Source organism: Pelomonas margarita, from assembly GCF_043555875.1.
GTDB classification, from domain to species: domain Bacteria; phylum Pseudomonadota; class Gammaproteobacteria; order Burkholderiales; family Burkholderiaceae_C; genus Pelomonas; species Pelomonas margarita.
The window spans coordinates 159,994-176,514 of the sequence record NZ_JBIGHW010000005.1; the positions used below are offsets into that span (position 1 = coordinate 159,994).

Annotated in this window: 9 protein-coding genes; 5 read left to right on the forward strand and 4 right to left on the reverse strand. The window is 69.0% G+C overall.

From position 1 onward, the window contains the following. Position 1: 1 nt before the first annotated feature. The gene (locus ACG0Z3_RS11565) at positions 2 to 2,464 is read left to right on the forward strand and encodes a glycoside hydrolase family 13 protein (RefSeq protein WP_394397638.1); all 2,463 of its coding nucleotides are present in this window, start codon (positions 2 to 4) and stop codon (positions 2,462 to 2,464) included. Further along, positions 2,464 to 3,333, forward strand: coding sequence for an aldo/keto reductase (locus ACG0Z3_RS11570; protein ID WP_394397639.1), 870 nt, complete (start codon positions 2,464 to 2,466; stop codon positions 3,331 to 3,333). Before ACG0Z3_RS11565 ends, ACG0Z3_RS11570 begins: the two co-directional genes overlap by 1 nt. A 60-nt stretch (positions 3,334 to 3,393) precedes the next feature. On the opposite strand, the gene ACG0Z3_RS11575 is transcribed toward ACG0Z3_RS11570, so the two are convergent. From ACG0Z3_RS11575 to glk, 4 genes are all read right to left on the reverse strand, one after another. Continuing rightward, the gene (locus ACG0Z3_RS11575; protein ID WP_394397640.1) at positions 3,394 to 4,725 is read right to left on the reverse strand and encodes an alpha-amylase family glycosyl hydrolase; all 1,332 of its coding nucleotides are present in this window, start codon (positions 4,723 to 4,725) and stop codon (positions 3,394 to 3,396) included. Positions 4,726 to 4,767: 42 nt separating this feature from the next. Further along, positions 4,768 to 6,291, reverse strand: a complete 1,524-nt coding sequence (locus tag ACG0Z3_RS11580) for a tryptophan halogenase family protein (protein ID WP_394397641.1) — start codon at positions 6,289 to 6,291, stop codon at positions 4,768 to 4,770. A gap of 109 nt (positions 6,292 to 6,400) precedes the next feature. Beyond that, the gene (locus tag ACG0Z3_RS11585) at positions 6,401 to 9,289 is read right to left on the reverse strand and encodes a TonB-dependent receptor (protein ID WP_394397642.1); all 2,889 of its coding nucleotides are present in this window, start codon (positions 9,287 to 9,289) and stop codon (positions 6,401 to 6,403) included. A 530-nt stretch (positions 9,290 to 9,819) separates the two neighbouring features. Next, positions 9,820 to 10,806, reverse strand: a complete 987-nt coding sequence (gene glk, locus ACG0Z3_RS11590) for a glucokinase (RefSeq protein ID WP_394397643.1) — start codon at positions 10,804 to 10,806, stop codon at positions 9,820 to 9,822. Positions 10,807 to 11,117: 311 nt separating this feature from the next. Here glk and ACG0Z3_RS11595 point away from each other — a divergent pair, with 311 nt between their 5' ends. The 3 genes from ACG0Z3_RS11595 (at position 11,118) to ACG0Z3_RS11605 (ending at position 16,519) form a co-directional block, all read left to right on the forward strand. Next, entirely contained in the window at positions 11,118 to 13,034 is a 1,917-nt protein-coding gene (locus ACG0Z3_RS11595) for a glucokinase (RefSeq protein ID WP_394397644.1), read from the forward strand. A gap of 316 nt (positions 13,035 to 13,350) precedes the next feature. Beyond that, a complete protein-coding gene (locus ACG0Z3_RS11600; protein WP_394397645.1) occupies positions 13,351 to 14,499 on the forward strand; it encodes an efflux RND transporter periplasmic adaptor subunit in 1,149 nt (382 codons plus the stop codon). 1 nt (position 14,500) lies between these two features. Then, positions 14,501 to 16,519 carry an ATP-binding cassette domain-containing protein gene (locus ACG0Z3_RS11605; RefSeq protein ID WP_394397646.1) on the forward strand — a complete coding sequence of 673 codons (2,019 nt, stop codon included), beginning with the start codon at positions 14,501 to 14,503 and terminating at the stop codon, positions 16,517 to 16,519. The last annotated feature ends 2 nt before the right edge of the window (positions 16,520 to 16,521 follow it).

Below are 16,521 nucleotides of genomic sequence, written 5' to 3' on the forward strand. Positions count from 1 at the left end.
CATGATCAAGATGACCGCGCTGTGCGCAGCGCTGCTTTCGCTCGCCTCGGCGTCCCACGCCGCAGACTGCAAACCCGCGCCGCTGGGCGACGCCACGCTCTACCTCCGCGGCGGCGTGAACAACTGGGCGGCTGCGGACGAGTACGCCTTTGAGTACCGCTGCGACGCCTACTTCCTGAACCTCAAGGCCAGCGGCGTGCAAGAGTTCAAGCTCGCGGACGAGGACTGGACAGGCCGCCTCACCTTCGGCGGCGACGGTCAGGGCAACCCGGCCCGGGGCGGCGCCGGCAACATCCGGCGTGAGTTCTCCGGCGAGCACACGCTGCGCCTGAGCATCGCCGCCGACGGCAGCGCTCAACTCAGCGTCGGCCCGCTCAGCTTCAAGCCCACGCCGCCCGCGCCGCTGACCGACAAGGTCGCGCTGCGCACCCGCTTCGACTCGCGCGACACCGCCTTCAAGCAGCCCTTCGGCGCCCAGCCGGCTGGCACCGACGTGAGCTTCAGCATCGGCAACGACGTGCCTGGGCTGAAGGCCGCCACGCTCATCATCGAGCGCCGCCAGATGAGCGGCAACCAGGAGCAGCTCGCCTACGAGCCGCTGGCCCGCATCCCCATGACGCCGCGCTCCCGCGGCCTGGGCACCGGCTTCAGCGCGCGCTACCGCTTCGACGCTGCCGGCGTCTACGGCTATTGGTTCGAGATCGAGACCGCCCAGGGCAAGTACGCGCTGCAGAACAACAAGGACGCCATTTACTGGACGCGCGAGAAGGGCTCCATGGGCCCGGCCACGGTCGAGCGCCTGCCGGCCAATCTCAACCGCGTGCGCCGCTACCGCCAGACCATCCACGCGGCTGACTTCCAGGTGCCGGCCTGGGCGCGCGACGTCGTCTACTACTACGTCTTCCCCGAGCGCTTTCGCAACGGCGACAGCGCCAACGACCCGCGCCCCGGCGGCGGCCGCCCGCAGGACCGCTACCAGGACCGTGACGTGGAGCGCCACGCCCGCTGGAACGAGAAGCCATTCAAGCCCGGCACGGGCGACGGCTCCGACGCGCTGTTCAACAACGACTTCTTCGGCGGCGACCTGCAGGGCCTGATCGACAAGCTCGACTACATCAAGGCGCTGGGCGCCAACGCGCTCTACCTCACACCGGTCTTCCGCGCGCCCAGCAACCACAAGTACGACGCGGCCGACTACAAGCAGATCGACCCCGCCTTCGGCAGCAACGCCGACTTCGAGCGCCTGTGCGCCGAAGCCGCCAAGCGCGGGATCCGCGTCATCCCCGACACCTCACTGAACCACGTCGGCGCCGACTCGCCCTACTTCAACCGCTTCAACAACTTCCCGACCTATCAGCCCCCACGGCTGCCTGACGGCAGCCTGCCCCCCGAGGGGGCGGCCGCGAGCTCGGGGCGGCCCAGCGCCCGCGGCGGCGGCGCCTTCGACGGCGGCAAGATCAACCCGCATTCGCCGTACTACAGCTGGTTCAAGTTCAAGCCCGAGGAGAAGGACCCCAACAAGCAGTTCCAGGGCTGGGTGGGCGTGAGCGACCTGCCGGAGTTGGACAAGAACGACCCGTCCTGGCGTGCCTACGCCTACCGCGACCCCGACTCGGTCACGAACTACTGGCTGGACCGTGGCGCCGCCGGCTGGCGCATGGACGTGGCGCCATGGGTGCCCGACGACTTCTGGCGCGAATGGCGCAGTGCTGTCAAGGCCAAACGCCCCGACGCGCTGACCGTCGCCGAGACCTGGTTCGACAGTTCCAAGTACTTCCTTGGCGACATGTTCGACAGCACGATGAACTACATCTTCCGCAACGCGGTGCTGGACTACGCCGCCGGCAAGAGCGGCAAGCTGGCGGCCGCTAACCTGGAGCTGATGCGCGAGGCCTACCCGCCGCAGGCCTTCTCGGCACTGATGAACCTGCTGTCCACGCACGACCAGCCCCGCGCGCTTCACCACTTCGGCGAAGACCGCGACCTGCCGCAGGCCAAGCGCCGGCTGCTGCTGTCGGTGTTCTTCCAGATGACCTACCCCGGCGCGCCCACCATCTACTACGGCGACGAAGTGGGCCTGGGCGGCGGCGACGACCCCTACAACCGCGCGACCTACCCCTGGGCCGACCAAGGTGGCCAGCCCGACGAGGCGCTGCTGCGCGAGTTCAAGCGCCTGGTGGCACTGCGCCACGAGCTGCCGGTGCTGCGCCACGGCACGCTGTCGGCGCCGCTGCACGCGGACGAGCAGGTGCTGGTGCTGGCTCGCCAGCTCGGTCAGACCTGGGCGCTGACAGCCACCAACAACAGCCTACAGCCGCGCACCGTGCAAGTCACGCTGCCGGCGGGGCTGCCGCGCGATGCGCGCTTCACGAACGCGCTGGACGGCGGCGTGCCGCTGCAGGCGCGCCAGGGCCGGCTGACGCTGACGCTGGCGCCGCTGTCCGGCCTGGTGCTGACCCGCTGATGGAACAGCGGCCGCTGGGGCACACGGGCCTGCGCGTGTCGGCGCTGGGCTTCGGGGCCATGCACCTGAACGACCTGCGCACCACCGAGGCCGAAGCCGCAGCGCTGCTGCACCAGGTGCTGGACCTGGGCATCACCCTCATCGACACCGCGCGCGGCTACGGCCTCAGCGAGGAGCGCATCGGCCGCCACCTCAGTGCGCGGCGCGCCGAATTCGTGCTGTCCACCAAGGTCGGCTACGGCGTGGACGGCGTGCCCGACTGGACCTACGACTGCATCATGCAAGGCGTCGAGCGCGCGCTGCGGCTGATGCGCACGGACTGGCTGGACATCGTCCACCTGCACTCCTGCCCGCTGCCGGTGCTGCAGCAAGGCGACGTCATCCGCGCACTGCTGGACTGCCGCGCGGCAGGCAAGCTGCGCGTGGCCGCGTACTCGGGCGACAACGACGAGGTCGACTTCGCCATCGCCAGCGGCGCCTTCGGCAGCCTGCAGACCTCCATCAGCCTGTGCGACCAGGCCCACCTGAGCTACCGCGCGGCTCGGGCCGACCACGCCGGCACCGGCGTCATCGCCAAGCGCCCGCTGGCCGGCGCCGTGTGGCGCCACGTCAGCCGGCCGGACGACGTCGCCGAGGGCCAGTACTGGGATCGCTTCCGGACCATGGGCCTGGCGAGCGCCGAGGACTGGGCCGACGTGGCGCTGCGCTTCGTCGCCTTCCACACCGGCGCGGCCAGCGCCATCGTCGGCACCGCCAGGCCGGCCAACCTGGCCGCGCTGGCCCGCGGCCCGCTGCCGGCCGAACTCAGCCGCGCGCTCCGTGACGCCTTCGAGCGCCACAGCCGCAGCGCCTGGCCGGGCCTGATCTGACACAGAGCGCGCGGCACCCGCCAGCGCTGCCCCTGTCGCGCACCACACCAACGAGCAGCCTCAAGCCAGCCACCAGCCCCAGGGCTTGAGCGCGTGGCCGCGCCAGGTCTGCGGCGTGCCGGACAGGTTGACGGCCACGCGCACGACATCCGCGCCCAGCCGGCGCTCGAAGGCCACCACGCCGTCCGGTGCGTCCAGCAGCGCGACCGGCGCGCCGTACTGACCGGCCGCCAGCGCCGGGTGCCGGTGCTTGAACGCGATGAGCTGCTGGTAGAAGCCGGTCAGCTCGTAGGTGTTCCACGCGATGGCGTCCTTCTCGAAGAAGGCCAGCCGCTTGGCCAGGCGCGACTCCTGGCCGTTGTAGATCAGCGGCATGCCGGGCAGCGTGAAGCTCAGCACCGCCAGTGCCTGGTGGGCGTCGCCGTACAGCTCGGCGTCACTGCCGTGCCAGGAGTTGTAGTCGTGGTTGCTGGTGAAGCGCATGCGGTAGGCATGCGCCGGGTAGCCAGCCGGCTGCTTCTGCAGCCAGGCCTTCAGCAGCGCAGCATTGCCTATCGGGCCTGCCTCGCCCTTGCCGATCTTCTTGAACACCTGGTCCGGCAGGTCCCAAGAGTAGGTCATGTCGAAGGCGCCGCTGGCGTGCAGGTCCACCGCGTCGGACTCGGCCAGCATGAACAAGGGCTTGACGGCGTCCAGCTCGCGGCGCGCGCGCACCCAGAAGTCGGTAGGCACCAGGCTGGCGACGTCGCAGCGGAAGCCATCCATGCCCACTTCGCGCACCCAGAACTTCATCGCGTCCACCATGGCGTCGCGCAGCGCCGGGTTCTTGTAGTTCAGCGCGATGACGTCGGTCCAGTACTCGACCGTGGCGCCCTCGCCGAAGGTGACGGGGAACAGCTCGCCCTTGGCGTCGAGCTGGTACCAGTCCTTGTGCTGCGAGGCCCAGGGGTGATCCCAAGCGGTGTGGTTGGGCACCCAGTCCAGAATGACCTTCATGCCCTGCAGCTGCGCCGCCGCGACGAAGGCCTTGGCATCGGCGAGGCTGCCGAACTCGGGGTTCACGGCGGTGTAGTCGCTGATGGAGTAGTAGCTGCCGAGCGTGCCCTTGCGGTTGCGCTTGCCGATGGGCTGCAGCGGCATCAGCCACAGGATGTCCACGCCCAGCGCCTTGAGGCGCGGCAGGTCCGCCTGCACCGCGGCCAGCGTGCCGGCCTGGGAGTACTGGCGCACGTTGATCTGGTAGATGACGGCCTGGCGCGTCCAGGGCAGGTGGGACATGTCGGCGACGGTGTCGAAGGCGGCGGCGGGCGCGGTGGGCGAGGCACTCATGGCGGGCAAGGCAGGCAGGGCAAAGGTGGCGGCGGTGGAAAGCACCGTGCGGCGGGTGGGCATGGCGGGACCTTTCATTCAGGGGGCGGTCGGAGGCGCGCGGCGTCAGCCGGCGCGTGCGGCGCAATGCCGGGCGATGTAGGCCGCGTGGTCAGGCATGACGTCCACGCACTTGGCGATCACGGCGCGCACGTTCTCCAGGTACTCCTCGGTGTCGCGCACGTCCTGCAGCGCGGCCAGCGGGTGGTGGCGAGCCGGGTGCAGGTTCTGACCTTCCATCACCTGCAGCCAGCCGACCTCGGTGAACAGCTCGTTGTTGAAGCGGAACAGCCGGCCGTGGGCGAGGTAGAGGTCGATCTTGTCCTTCAGCGTCTGCGGCACCTGCATGCGGGCGCAGTCCTGCCAGAACGTCGAGTCGTCGCGCTGGTTGGCGTGGTAGTGCAGGATGACGAAGTCGCGGATGCGCTCGTAGTGGAAACGGCTCTGGCGGTTGAACTCGTCGATGTCCACCGGGTTGAAACCGGAGTCGGGGAAGAAGTCGATGAGCTGCTGGATGGCTGACTGGATGAGGTGGATGGACGTGGACTCCAGCGGCTCCAAGAAGCCGCTGGCCAGGCCGATGGCGACAACGTTGTGATGCCAGGCCACGCGCCGCATGCCGGTGCGGAACTTGATGAGACGCGGCTCGGCCAGCGGCTTGCCGTCGAGGTGGGCGAGCAGCGTGGCGGCGGCTTCGTCGTCGCTGACGTGGGCGCTGCTGTAGACGTGGCCATTACCGGTGCGGTGCTGCAGCGGGATGCGCCATTGCCAGCCGGCGCGGTGGGCGGTGGAGCGGGTGTAGGGCGTCAGCGGCGACACTGACTCGCACGGCACGGCCAGCGCCCGGTCGCAGGGCAGCCAGTGCGTCCAGTCCTCGTAGCCGGTCTGCAGCGTCTGCTCGATGAGCAGGCCACGAAAGCCCGAGCAGTCGATGAACAGGTCGCCCTCGATGCGCTCACCGCTCTCCAGCACGACAGCGTCCACGTGGCCGGCCAGGGCGCCCTCGTTGCGGCGCGTCGCGTGGGTGATCTTGCCCTCGGTGCGCTGCACGCCGCGCGCCTCGCTGAGGCGACGCAGGTAGCGCGCATACAGGCTGGCGTCGAAGTGGTAGGCGTAGGCGATCTCGCGCAGCGGCGAGTTCTCCACGTCCAGCCGCGGCGGCATGAACTTGTTGGCCTTGCTGGCCATGCGGGTGATGGAGTACTCCTCCAGCGGCCGGGCCTTGCCAAGCGCGCGCAGGCGGTGCCAGTACTGCTCGAAGGGCACGGTCCACAGGTCCTGGCCAACGCGGCCGAAGCCGTGCATGTAGCGGTCGCCCAGGCGCCCCCAGTTCACGAACTCGATGCCCAGCTTGAAACTGCCCTGGGTCTCGCGCATGAACTCGTTCTCGTCGATGCCGACGATACGGTTGAAGCGCTGGATCATGGGAATGGTGGCTTCGCCCACGCCCACGATGCCGATGTCGTCGGACTCGACGACACGAATGCGGTAACGCCCCCGCAACACAGTGGACAGGGCGGCGGCCGTCATCCAGCCGGCGGTGCCACCACCGACGATGACGACGTCCTGGATCAGGGATTCGGATGACATGGTCTGAGGTTCCTGCAAACAAAAAAAGGTCCCGCCGGCGCGGACGCTGCGGGACCTTTTCTAACCGATGACAGGGAGGGCCGACAGCGGCTCTCCCCGCATCGCGGCGTCAGAACTTGTAGTTGACGCCGAACAGGTAGGTCTTGCCGTACTTGATCGACTCGGTGATCTCGCTGGGCGACGACGAATAGCGCTGGAACTTGGAGTTCGTCATGTTGTTGCCCTGGGCCAGCAGGGACAGGCCCTTCAGCCAGCCACTACCGAACTCGTACGCGATCTGCAGGTCGACGATGGACTCGCCCTTGATGAAGGTCAGCTGACGGTTGTCCTGGAAGTCGCTGACTTCGCCGAGGAAGTCCGAACGCTTGCGCTGCGCCACCGCGATCTGGAAGCCGTGGGCCTCGTAGTAGAAGCGCAGGTTGGTGACCTTCTTGGACAGGCCTGGCAGCGGGATCGAGATCGGGTTGACGCTCTCGGTCGAGAAGCCCGACGTCGGCAGCACCACGGAGCTGTTCGTGCTGGAGTGGTTCAGCTGGATGCCGAAGCCGTCGAGCCACGAGTGCACCATGGACAGCGGCACGTTCAGCGCCAGCTCGATGCCGCGGATGTTGCCACCTTCACCGTTGATGGGCTGGTTCAGGATGCCAACCGTGGAGCCGGCGGCGGGGCCGGTCGTGGGCAGCGGGGTCGTCGGGCCGACGTAGGGCTTGAAGTCGAAGACAGTCGGGATGCGAAGGATGTAGGTGTCCAGCTTCTTGTAGAAGCCCGCCACGCTGAGGTAGCCCTTCTTGCCGAAGTACTTCTCGTACGACAGGTCCAGCGCCGTGGCCTTGAACGGCTTCAGCTCGGGGTTGCCGCCGCTACCGTTGAGGATCTGCGTGCCGCTGTTGTTCAGGCTGAAGCCCAGGCTGGCGCGCATGTCACCCATGTTCGGGCGCGACAGCACCTTGGCCGCAGCCAGGCGCACAACCTGGTCGTTGCCGAGGTCGAAGCCAACGTTCAGGCTGGGCAGCACATCGGTGTAGCTGGTGCCGCGGCCAACCGTGGCGCCCGGGCAGGTGGCGGCGGTGTTGCCGGTGCAGCTGTTGCGGTCGACGTTGAAGCCGGTGGAGCTCTGGTCGGCGCCAACGATCTGCAGACCCACGTTGCCGCGGTAGTTCAGGCCGAACAGCTCACCATCCAGGTCACCCTTGGCGTAGGCGGTGGTGACCTTCTCGCTGACGGTCCAGTCCTTGTTCAGGATGTCGGCATCGATCTTCTGGCCCAGTTCATAGACCGAACCCAGCGAGCCCTTGGGATCCCAGGAGACGACGCTCAGGCCCGTGGTGCCGGCCGTCGTGGTGGCACTGCCAGGCACGTCGGCCACGCCGTAGGGGTTGCCGCCCTTGATGACCAGGCGACCTTCCTGGGTCGTGCGGACCTTGTCGCGCTTGGTGTAGTTGACGCCGAATTCGGCGGCGGTCAGCGGGCCCCAGCCCAGATCAGTTTTGCCCGACAGGCGGATGGAGTCCACCTTGTCTTCCACGTGCGGAAGTGCGACATAGCCAGCCTGCGGCGAGCTCGCGCCACCGCTCCAGCCGTTCACGTCCGTCAGCTTGGCGACGGCGCGGTCGGCGTAGCTCAGGCTGGTGTTGTACTTGACGCTGGTGTAGTTGCCGCCGTCGAAGCCCGACCAGCTGATGCTGCCCAGCCCGGCCTGCGTGGCGGGGCTGGCCGAGCCCGGCTGGCCGGCGGTGGTCTCGTAGCGCGAGCTGTCACGCGTCACCTTGGACTGCGCGATGTCGGCCACCAACGTCCAGTCGGCCACGCGCAGCTTGTTGTTCCAGCCCCAGGAGGTCAGCTTGTCGTCGCCGCCCTCGACGTGGTTGCGCACCACGCCCTTGTAGTTGGACAGCGTGCCAGCGCTGACGACGCCGTTGCTCAGCGTGTAGCCGGTGATGACGCCGACCGGGTCATACGTGCCGTTGTCGTTGCCACCAATGGCGCCTTCCAGGCCGGTCTTCTTCAGACCAAAGGTACCCTTGGAGCGGAAGAAGTCCAGCGTGGACTCGAAGTCCTTGTTGGGCTTGAACTGGAAGGTGGCCATCGCGCCATCGCGCTCGGCGGTGCTGCTCTCGGTGTCAGCCGTGAAGCCGCCCTGCACCTTGTACTTGGTCGTGCCGCAGACGATGGTCGCGTCGGTGCGGGCCATCGTGGCGCACTGGGCTTCACGGGCCAGCGCCGAGCCGGTGCCCTTGGTGGTCACCCAGTCGTCGACGTTCCAGCCGCCCCAGGAGTTGAACTTCTGCTGATCGGCGCCCTCTTCCGTGAAGCGCACGAGGCCCACGGCCACGCCGACCTTGCGGTCGAAGAACTGGTCCACGTAGGACAGCGAGGTGCGGTCGCCCGTGCCCTCGCCGGCGCCGGAGGCCACGCCCGTGCGCTGCTTGCGGTGGTTGACGGCGATGGTGCGCTTGCCGAAGTCCAGCGGGCGCGCCGTACGCAGGTCGATGGTGGAAGCCAGGCCCTGGCCCACCAGTTGCGCGTCGGGGGTCTTGTAGATGACGACCGAGCCCAGCAGCTCGGACGGGTACAGGTCGAACTCCACGCCGCGGCTGTCGCCGCTGGACGCCTGCTCGCGGCCGTTCAGCAGCGCACCGTTGAAGTCGGGCGACATGCCGCGCACGCTGACCGAGCTGGCCTTGCCGGTGGACTTGTTGCGCTGGGACGTGACGCCCGGCAGGCGCGACACGGACTCGGCCACGCTCGCGTCGGGCAGCTTGCCGATGTCCTCGGCGGAAATAGCTTCAACGATGGAGTCGTTGTTCTTCTTGACCGAGATCGCGTCCTCGATGCCCTTGCGGATGCCGGTCACGGTGACGGTCTCGAGCTGCTGCGGCGTCGCCTGCTGGGCGGTCGCGCTGGCGGCGGCGATCAGCATCACGCAGCCGACGGCCACCGGGCTGATGCGGAAGGAAGCGCGGGCGGCGGCGCTGCGCTGTTCTGTGTTCAGGGTCATGGATGTCTCCTCTGGTTCATTGGAAAACGGCTTGGCCCTCAGCACGGTACCGGCACATCGGCGCACCACACAGGGGCGAGAACCCAACGTCTCAGCCAAGTTTGTATCAAAACTAGATTTTGATCCGCACCTGCGTAAACCCTAGACGTTGCGAAGAAACGACCCGATTTCGCCTCAATACCAAGGGATAACCCTTGACAAATAAGGGGAAGCACTCAAAACAGTCGACGCAACTTCCAGAAGACCAGGCCGATTCTGTAGCTCAACTACATTCACAGGAAAGCCACTAAACAGGGCGCAAAAAGGGTGAACAAAGTCACACCAGGCGCCGCACTGCAGCGCAGGCGCGACCTGTGCCGCGGCAGCCCCGCAGCAGCGCAACGAGCAAAGCCCACCGCAGCGGGGCGATGCCATTGCGACACGGCGCAGCGCCAGGCAGCAGCAGGCCGCCGCCGCTCTGCGGAGGAGGAAAAAGAGGAAACGGCGGACAAGTCAGGCAGGCGGCGCCCGGCCGCCCTGCCTGAACGGGGTCAGGCCTGGGCCTGCTCCAGCGCCAGCGCGGCGCCCGACAACGCCGCCAGCGTGTCGATGATGAGAGCCGTGGAGATCCCAGCCAGGAAGGGCTGGAAGCGCCCCTTCGCCTCGAAGCGAGCGCGGAACGCGGACTGGAAGAAGCGCTCACCCAGCCGCGGCACGATGCCGCCACCGATGAAAACGCCGCCGCGCGAGCCCAGGGTCAGCGCCACGCTACCAGCGAAGCCGCCCAGCATGGCGCAGAACACATCCAGCGTCCGTGCGCAGGCGGCCGACTCGCCACTCAGCCCGCGCGCGACGATCTGCTCGGTCGTCAGCGCCGCCACGTCCTCGCCCTGCCCCAGCGCGGCCGCGACCGAGCGGCAAAGCACCGGCAGGCCGATACCAGACAGGAAACGCTCCGCAGACACATGCGGGAACTCGCGCCGGGCATGGCACAGCACCTCGCTCTCGAAGTCGTTACCGGGCGCCAGCGTTGCATGACCGCCCTCGCCGGGCAGCGTCAGCCACAGGCCCGGCGCACGCACAACCCCGCCCACACCCAGCCCCGTACCGGGGCCGATGACCGCCAGCACCGTGCCGACCGGCACCTGCTGCGCCGCCACCGGCGCCTCTCCCCAGGGGCGCAGCTGGTGCGGCCGCAGGCGCGGCAGCGACAGCGCCTGCGCCTCGAAGTCGTTCAGGCACAGGAAGGTCTGCAAGCCCAGCTCGGCCTGGGTGGCGCGGCGGGAAAAGTCCCACGCGCCGTTGGTCAGCGCGATGCGGTCCTCATGCACCGGCGTGGCCAGGGCCATGGCCACGCTGCGCGGCGCCGGGCCGTCACGGCCCTGCAGGTAGTGGCGCACGGCGGCGGCCGGCCCGGCATGCGCAGCTACCGGCAGCACGCGCACATCCTCCACCTCGGCGCCCGGGCCGGACACCGTGCCGAAGCGCGCATTGGTGCCGCCAACATCGGCCACCAGCCACGGATACGGCGCGCTCATGCACGCCTCCGGCAAGGCGCCGCTGCAGGCGCGGCGGCGGGAATGAATTTCAGGTGATGAACAGACACGGCCATGAAAACTCGAAAAATGGGTCGCTGCGGACGGTAGCAAAACTACAACACATCGGCAATGAAGACTCACCCCAGCCTCCCTGCGGAAATGCTGAACCCTCGCTCTGAAACCAGGATGTCACTCGCGCCGGAAGCGTAGTGAAGCTACAGCGCCGCCGCCGCTGGACATCAGGACAACGACACACGGGGCGTGCTGAATAATCCGCTCCCTCCCCTTCACCGGTTTGCCGAGCCCCACCGATGCCCCGTTTCGACAGCCCCCGCCTGCTTGCCGACATCGGCGGCACCTACGCCCGCTTCGCGCTGGAGACCGGCCCCGGCGAGTTCACGCAGATGGCCTCGCTGCGCTGCGCCGACCATGCCGACTTCCACGCCGCCGTGCGCGCCTACCTGGGCGGCCTGAGCTGGCAGGACGGCAACCAACAGATCGCGCACGCCGCCATCGCCATCGCCAACCCGGTGGAGGGCGACCGCGTGCGCATGACCAACTACCACTGGCAGTTCTCCATCGACGAGATGCGCCAGCGCCTGGGGCTGGACACGCTGGTCGTCGTCAACGATTTCACCGCGCTGGCGATGGCGCTGCCGCGCCTGGCGGAGGTGGACGTGCGCCAGGTCGGCGGCGGCCTGGCGCGCCGGCCCAGCGTCATCGGCCTGCTCGGCGCGGGAACCGGGCTGGGCGTGTCGGGGCTGATCCCGGCTGGCGAAGGCTGGATCGCGCTGGGCACCGAGGGCGGCCACGTCAACTTCGGCCCGCGCGATGCGCGCGAAATGGACATCCTGCAGTTCGCGTGGAAGCACCTGGACCAGGACCACGTGTCCTACGAGCGCCTGATCTCCGGCCCCGGCCTGGAGCTGATCTACAAGGCCCTGGCCGACCGAAACGGCGTGGCCGGCGCAGAACCGCTGGGCGCCCCCGCCATCACGCAGCGTGCGCTGGACGATGGCGACACACTGTGCCTGGAGACACTGGAGGTCTTCTGCGGCCTGCTGGGCACGGCGGCGGCCAACCTGGCGGTGACGCTGGGGTCGCTGGGCGGCATCTACATCGGCGGCGGCATCGTGCCGCGGCTGGGCGAGTACTTCGACCGCAGCCCGTTCCGTGCGCGCTTCGAGGACAAAGGGCGCTTCCGCGACTACGTGTCGGCCATCCCCACCTTCGTCATCACGGCCGAGCACGCCACGTTCAAGGGCGCCTCCGCCATCCTCGAGAACCAGCTGCGCCACCTGCAGGCCTCGCCCGGCTCGGCCATCCTGGGCCAGATCCGCCGCGCCCGCAGCGAGCTGTCGCCGGCCGAGTTGCGCGTGGCCGACCTGGTGCTGGCCCAGCCGCGCTCGGTGCTGAACGACCCCATCGCCGAGATCGCCCGCGCGGCCGGCGTCAGCCAGCCCACCGTCATCCGGTTCTGCCGCTCGCTGGGCTGCGAGGGCCTGTCGGACTTCAAGCTGCGCCTGGCCTCTGGGCTGACGGGCACGGTGCCGGTCACGCACACGCAGGTCAACACCAACGACTCCATGCTGGAGCTGGGCGCCAAGGTGCTGGGCAACACGGCCAGTGCCATCCTGCAGGTGCGCAGCCACCTGAACCGCGACACCATCGACCGCGCCACCGAGATGCTGCTGGCGGCAAGCCGCATCGAATTCTTCGCGCTGGGCCACTACGGCGTCGTCGCACAGGACGCGCAGTTCAAGTTCCTGCGCTTCGGCATGCCCTGCGGCGCTTACACCGACCCGCGCCTGCAGCTGCTCGCCGCCGACGTGCTGCGCGAGGGCGACGTGGCCGTCGTCATCAGCAGCGGCGGGCGCCTGCCGGAGCTGCTGCAGGTGGTAGAGAAGGCCCAGGAGCGCGGCGCCAAGGTCGTGGCCATCACGGCCAGCCAGAGCCCGCTGGCCAGACGAGCCGACGTGGCGCTGATCGTCGACCACGTGGAAGACATCGAGACCCACCTGCCCATGGTCAGCCGCATCCTGCACCTGCTGGTCATCGACATCCTGGCCGTGGGCGTGGCCATGCGCCGCAACCCCGACAGCATCTCCGCACTGGCCGTGGGCCCTGGCGAAGACGAGGCCAAGCCCGGCCGGCCCGGTGCCAGCAGCGTGGCCCCGGGCGTGAGTGCCGCCACGCCACTTGCACGGCTGACTTCGCACAGCCGTTGAGTCGTGGAGTCAGAGGTTTAGAGTTATTCGGCCGTGCCAGAAAGGCGCGTCAAAGCGCCCTCGAACTAGGCGCAAAGCGCAGCCATAGTTCGGGCTATGGCGAGCATTTGCAACGACGGGCGAGGGCGTTTTGGCGTGCAAGGCGGGCATGGGTGAAAGACTCTCAACCTCTCAGGCAAGCCCTGACCCCACATGACTTTCGCCAGACTGCGCGGCAGCTCACACCATGCGCCTGCAGGATGCCGTGCTGCGTGGCGGCTGCTACGCTGCGGCGCAGTCACTGACGGGGCGTTGACCCCGAGACCCAGGGAGGGACATGAAAGCAATGCTGAAGCGCTGGCGCACGCGCCTGATCGTCGTCGCCGTGCTGGCCGCTGCGGGCGGCGGCTGGTGGGCCACCCGTAAATCGGATGCGCCGCCGCCGCCGCCCAGCGGCGTCGTCGCGCTGGCCGACATCACGCAGGCCGTGCAGGCCGCCGGTGTGCTGCAAGCACGCACCAAGGTGGATGTCGGCGCCCAGGTGAGCGGCCAGATCCAGACCATCCATGTGCAACTGGGCCAGCAGGTCAAGAAGGGCGAGCTGCTCGTCAGCCTGGACCCCGAACTGGCACGCAGCGACGTGGCCCAAGCCGAGGCCTCGCTCGCCCAGGCCCGCGCTCAACTGGACGCCAGCCGCGTGGATGCCGACGCCGCCCGGCGCGAGCTGGCCCGCCAGCGCCGCCTGCTGGCCGGCCAGGCCACGGCCGCCACCGAGGCCGAGCGGGCCGAGACCGAGCTGGCCAAGATCGAGGCGGCGCTGCGCGGCCAGGCCGCCACGCTGGCCCGGCTGGAGGCCGAACTAGACAACCGCAAGCTGCGCCTGTCCTACACCCGCATCACCGCGCCCATGGACGGCACCGTCGTCAGCCTGCCGGTGCAGGCCGGCCAGACCGTCATCGCGGTGCAGGTCACGCCGGTCATGCTGACGCTGGCCGACCTGGACACCATCACAGTGCGCACCAAGGTGCCCGAGGCCGACATCCAGGCCATCAAGGTGGGCCAAGTGGCGCGCTTCTCCACGCTGTCGGGCGAGGGCAAGCGCTACGAGGGCAAGCTGCGCGTCATCCAGCCGGTACCGGAGCGCGCCGGCAACGCCGTGTTCTACAACGTGCTGTTCGAGGTGGACAACCGCGACCGCGCGCTGTTCAGCGACATGACGGTGCAGGTGGACATCGAGACCGGCTCGGCCAAGCAGGTGCCGGCCATGCCCATCGTCGCCCTGGGCGAGCGTGGCAAGGACGGCCGCTTCACGGTCACGGTGCTCGACGCCGCCGGCAAGCAAGCGCCGCGGCAGGTCAAGGTCGGCCTGCAGGACGGCGCCAAGGTGCAGGTGCTGGACGGCCTGAAGACGGGCGACAAGGTGCTGCTGGCACCGCCGAGCGCGGCGGATGCCGCCGCCTCAGCCGCCAGCGCTGCGTCCAGCTGACATGGCCCTCATCGAACTGAAAGACGTCGCCCGGCATTACCAACTGGGCGAGATCGACGTCCCGGCACTGGCCGGCGTGAGTCTGGCCATCGAGGCCGGCGAGTTCGTGGCCATCATGGGCCAGTCGGGCTCGGGCAAGAGCACGTTGATGAACGTGCTGGGCTGCCTGGACAACCCCACGCACGGCAGCTTCCACATCGACGGCCAGGACGCCAGCGCTTTAGGCGCGGACGAGCTCGCCGCGCTGCGCCGCGAGCGCTTCGGCTTCATCTTCCAGCGCTACCACCTGCTGCCCCACCTGGACGCCCGTGCCAACGCGGCGCTGCCGGCCGTCTACGCCGGCGTGGCCAGCGGCCCGCGCACCAGCCGCGCCGAGGCCCTGCTGGAGCGCCTGGGCCTGGGCGAGCGCCTGCACCACAAGCCCAACGAGCTGTCCGGCGGCCAGCAGCAGCGTGTATCCATCGCGCGGGCGCTGATGAACGGTGGCCAGATCATCCTGGCCGACGAGCCCACCGGCGCGCTGGACTCCGCCTCTGGCGCCGAGATGCTGCGCTTGCTCAAGGAACTGCACGGGCGTGGCCACACCATCATCCTGGTCACGCACGACCCCAGCGTCGCCGCCCACGCGCAGCGCGTCATCGAGCTGCGCGACGGCAAGGTGGTGGCCGACAACGGCACACCGGCCGGCCATGTGCCGCCCACCGCGCTGCCCAGCGACGCACCGCCGGTCAAGGAAGGGGGCCGGCTGCGCCGCCTGCAGGTGCAGTGGCGCGAGGCCGTCGCCACCGCCGTGCTGGCCCTCAAGGGCAACCGGCTGCGCACGGCGCTGTCCATGCTGGGCATCAGCATCGGCATCGCGTCGGTGGTCAGCATCGTCGCTCTCACCACCGCGGCGCGGGCCTCCATCGAGACCGACCTCAGCAGCCTGATCTCCGGCCGCATCCCCGTCTGGCGCGGCAACCCAGCGCTGCCGCCCGGTGCCGTGGCGCAGCCCTTCCGGCCCAACGAGATCGATTCGCTACGAGCGCTGCCGGGCGTCAAGGGCATCACGCTGAACCGCCAGATGCAGCTCACCGCCCGCCACCAGTCGCGGGACGCGATGCTGGAGGCCGTCGCGGGCGACCCCAACACGCTGCGCGCCCGCAAGCTCAAGCTGGCCCAGGGCCGCTACCTGGCCGCGATGGACTACGAGACGCGCAGCCAGGTCGTCGTGCTGGACGAAAAGGCGCGCGATGCGCTTTTCAAGAAGGGCGAGTCGCCGCTGGGCAAGCTGGTGTTCGTGAACCCCATGTCGGGCGGCGGCGGTGACATGCAGCCACTGTTGCCCGGCGCGACGCCGCCACCGGTGGCCGCCCTGCCCTTCACCGTCGTGGGCGTCGTCGCGCCCGAAGGCGGCGCCTTCAGCTTCGGCAGTTGGCTGGGCCAGATCTATCTGCCGCACACGACGTTCTCGCGCAAGCTGGACGCACGCGCCGACGTCGACAACTTCGACGTGCTGTTGGACCTGACGGTGCCACCTCAGCAGGTTCGCGAGCAGATCATCCACCGCCTGAAGGCGCTGCACGGCGCCGAAGACTTCGGCACCTGGAACGGCGAGGAAGAGTTCCGCAAGTTCCAGAGCGTGACCAGCGCCATGGCGGCGCTGTTCGCCGGCGTGGCGGCCATCTCGCTGCTGGTGGGCGGCGTGGGCGTCATGAACATCATGCTGGTGTCGGTGTCGGAGCGCACGCGCGAGATCGGCATCCGCATGGCCGTGGGCGCACGCCAGGGTGATGTGCGCCTGCAGTTCCTCATCGAAGCCGTCGTCCTCTGCTGCCTGGGCGGGCTGGTGGGCGTGCTGCTGAGCTGGCTGGCTGCACAAGGCCTGAACGCGGCCCAGCAGCACCTGCAGGTCAGCATCAGCTGGGCGGCGCTGGGCGTGGCGTTTGGCGTGTCCAGTTTGGTGGGCCTGGTGTTCGGCACGCTGCCGGCGCGCCGCGCCGCGGCGCTCAGCCCCGTCGATGCGCTGGCTCGGGAGTGAAA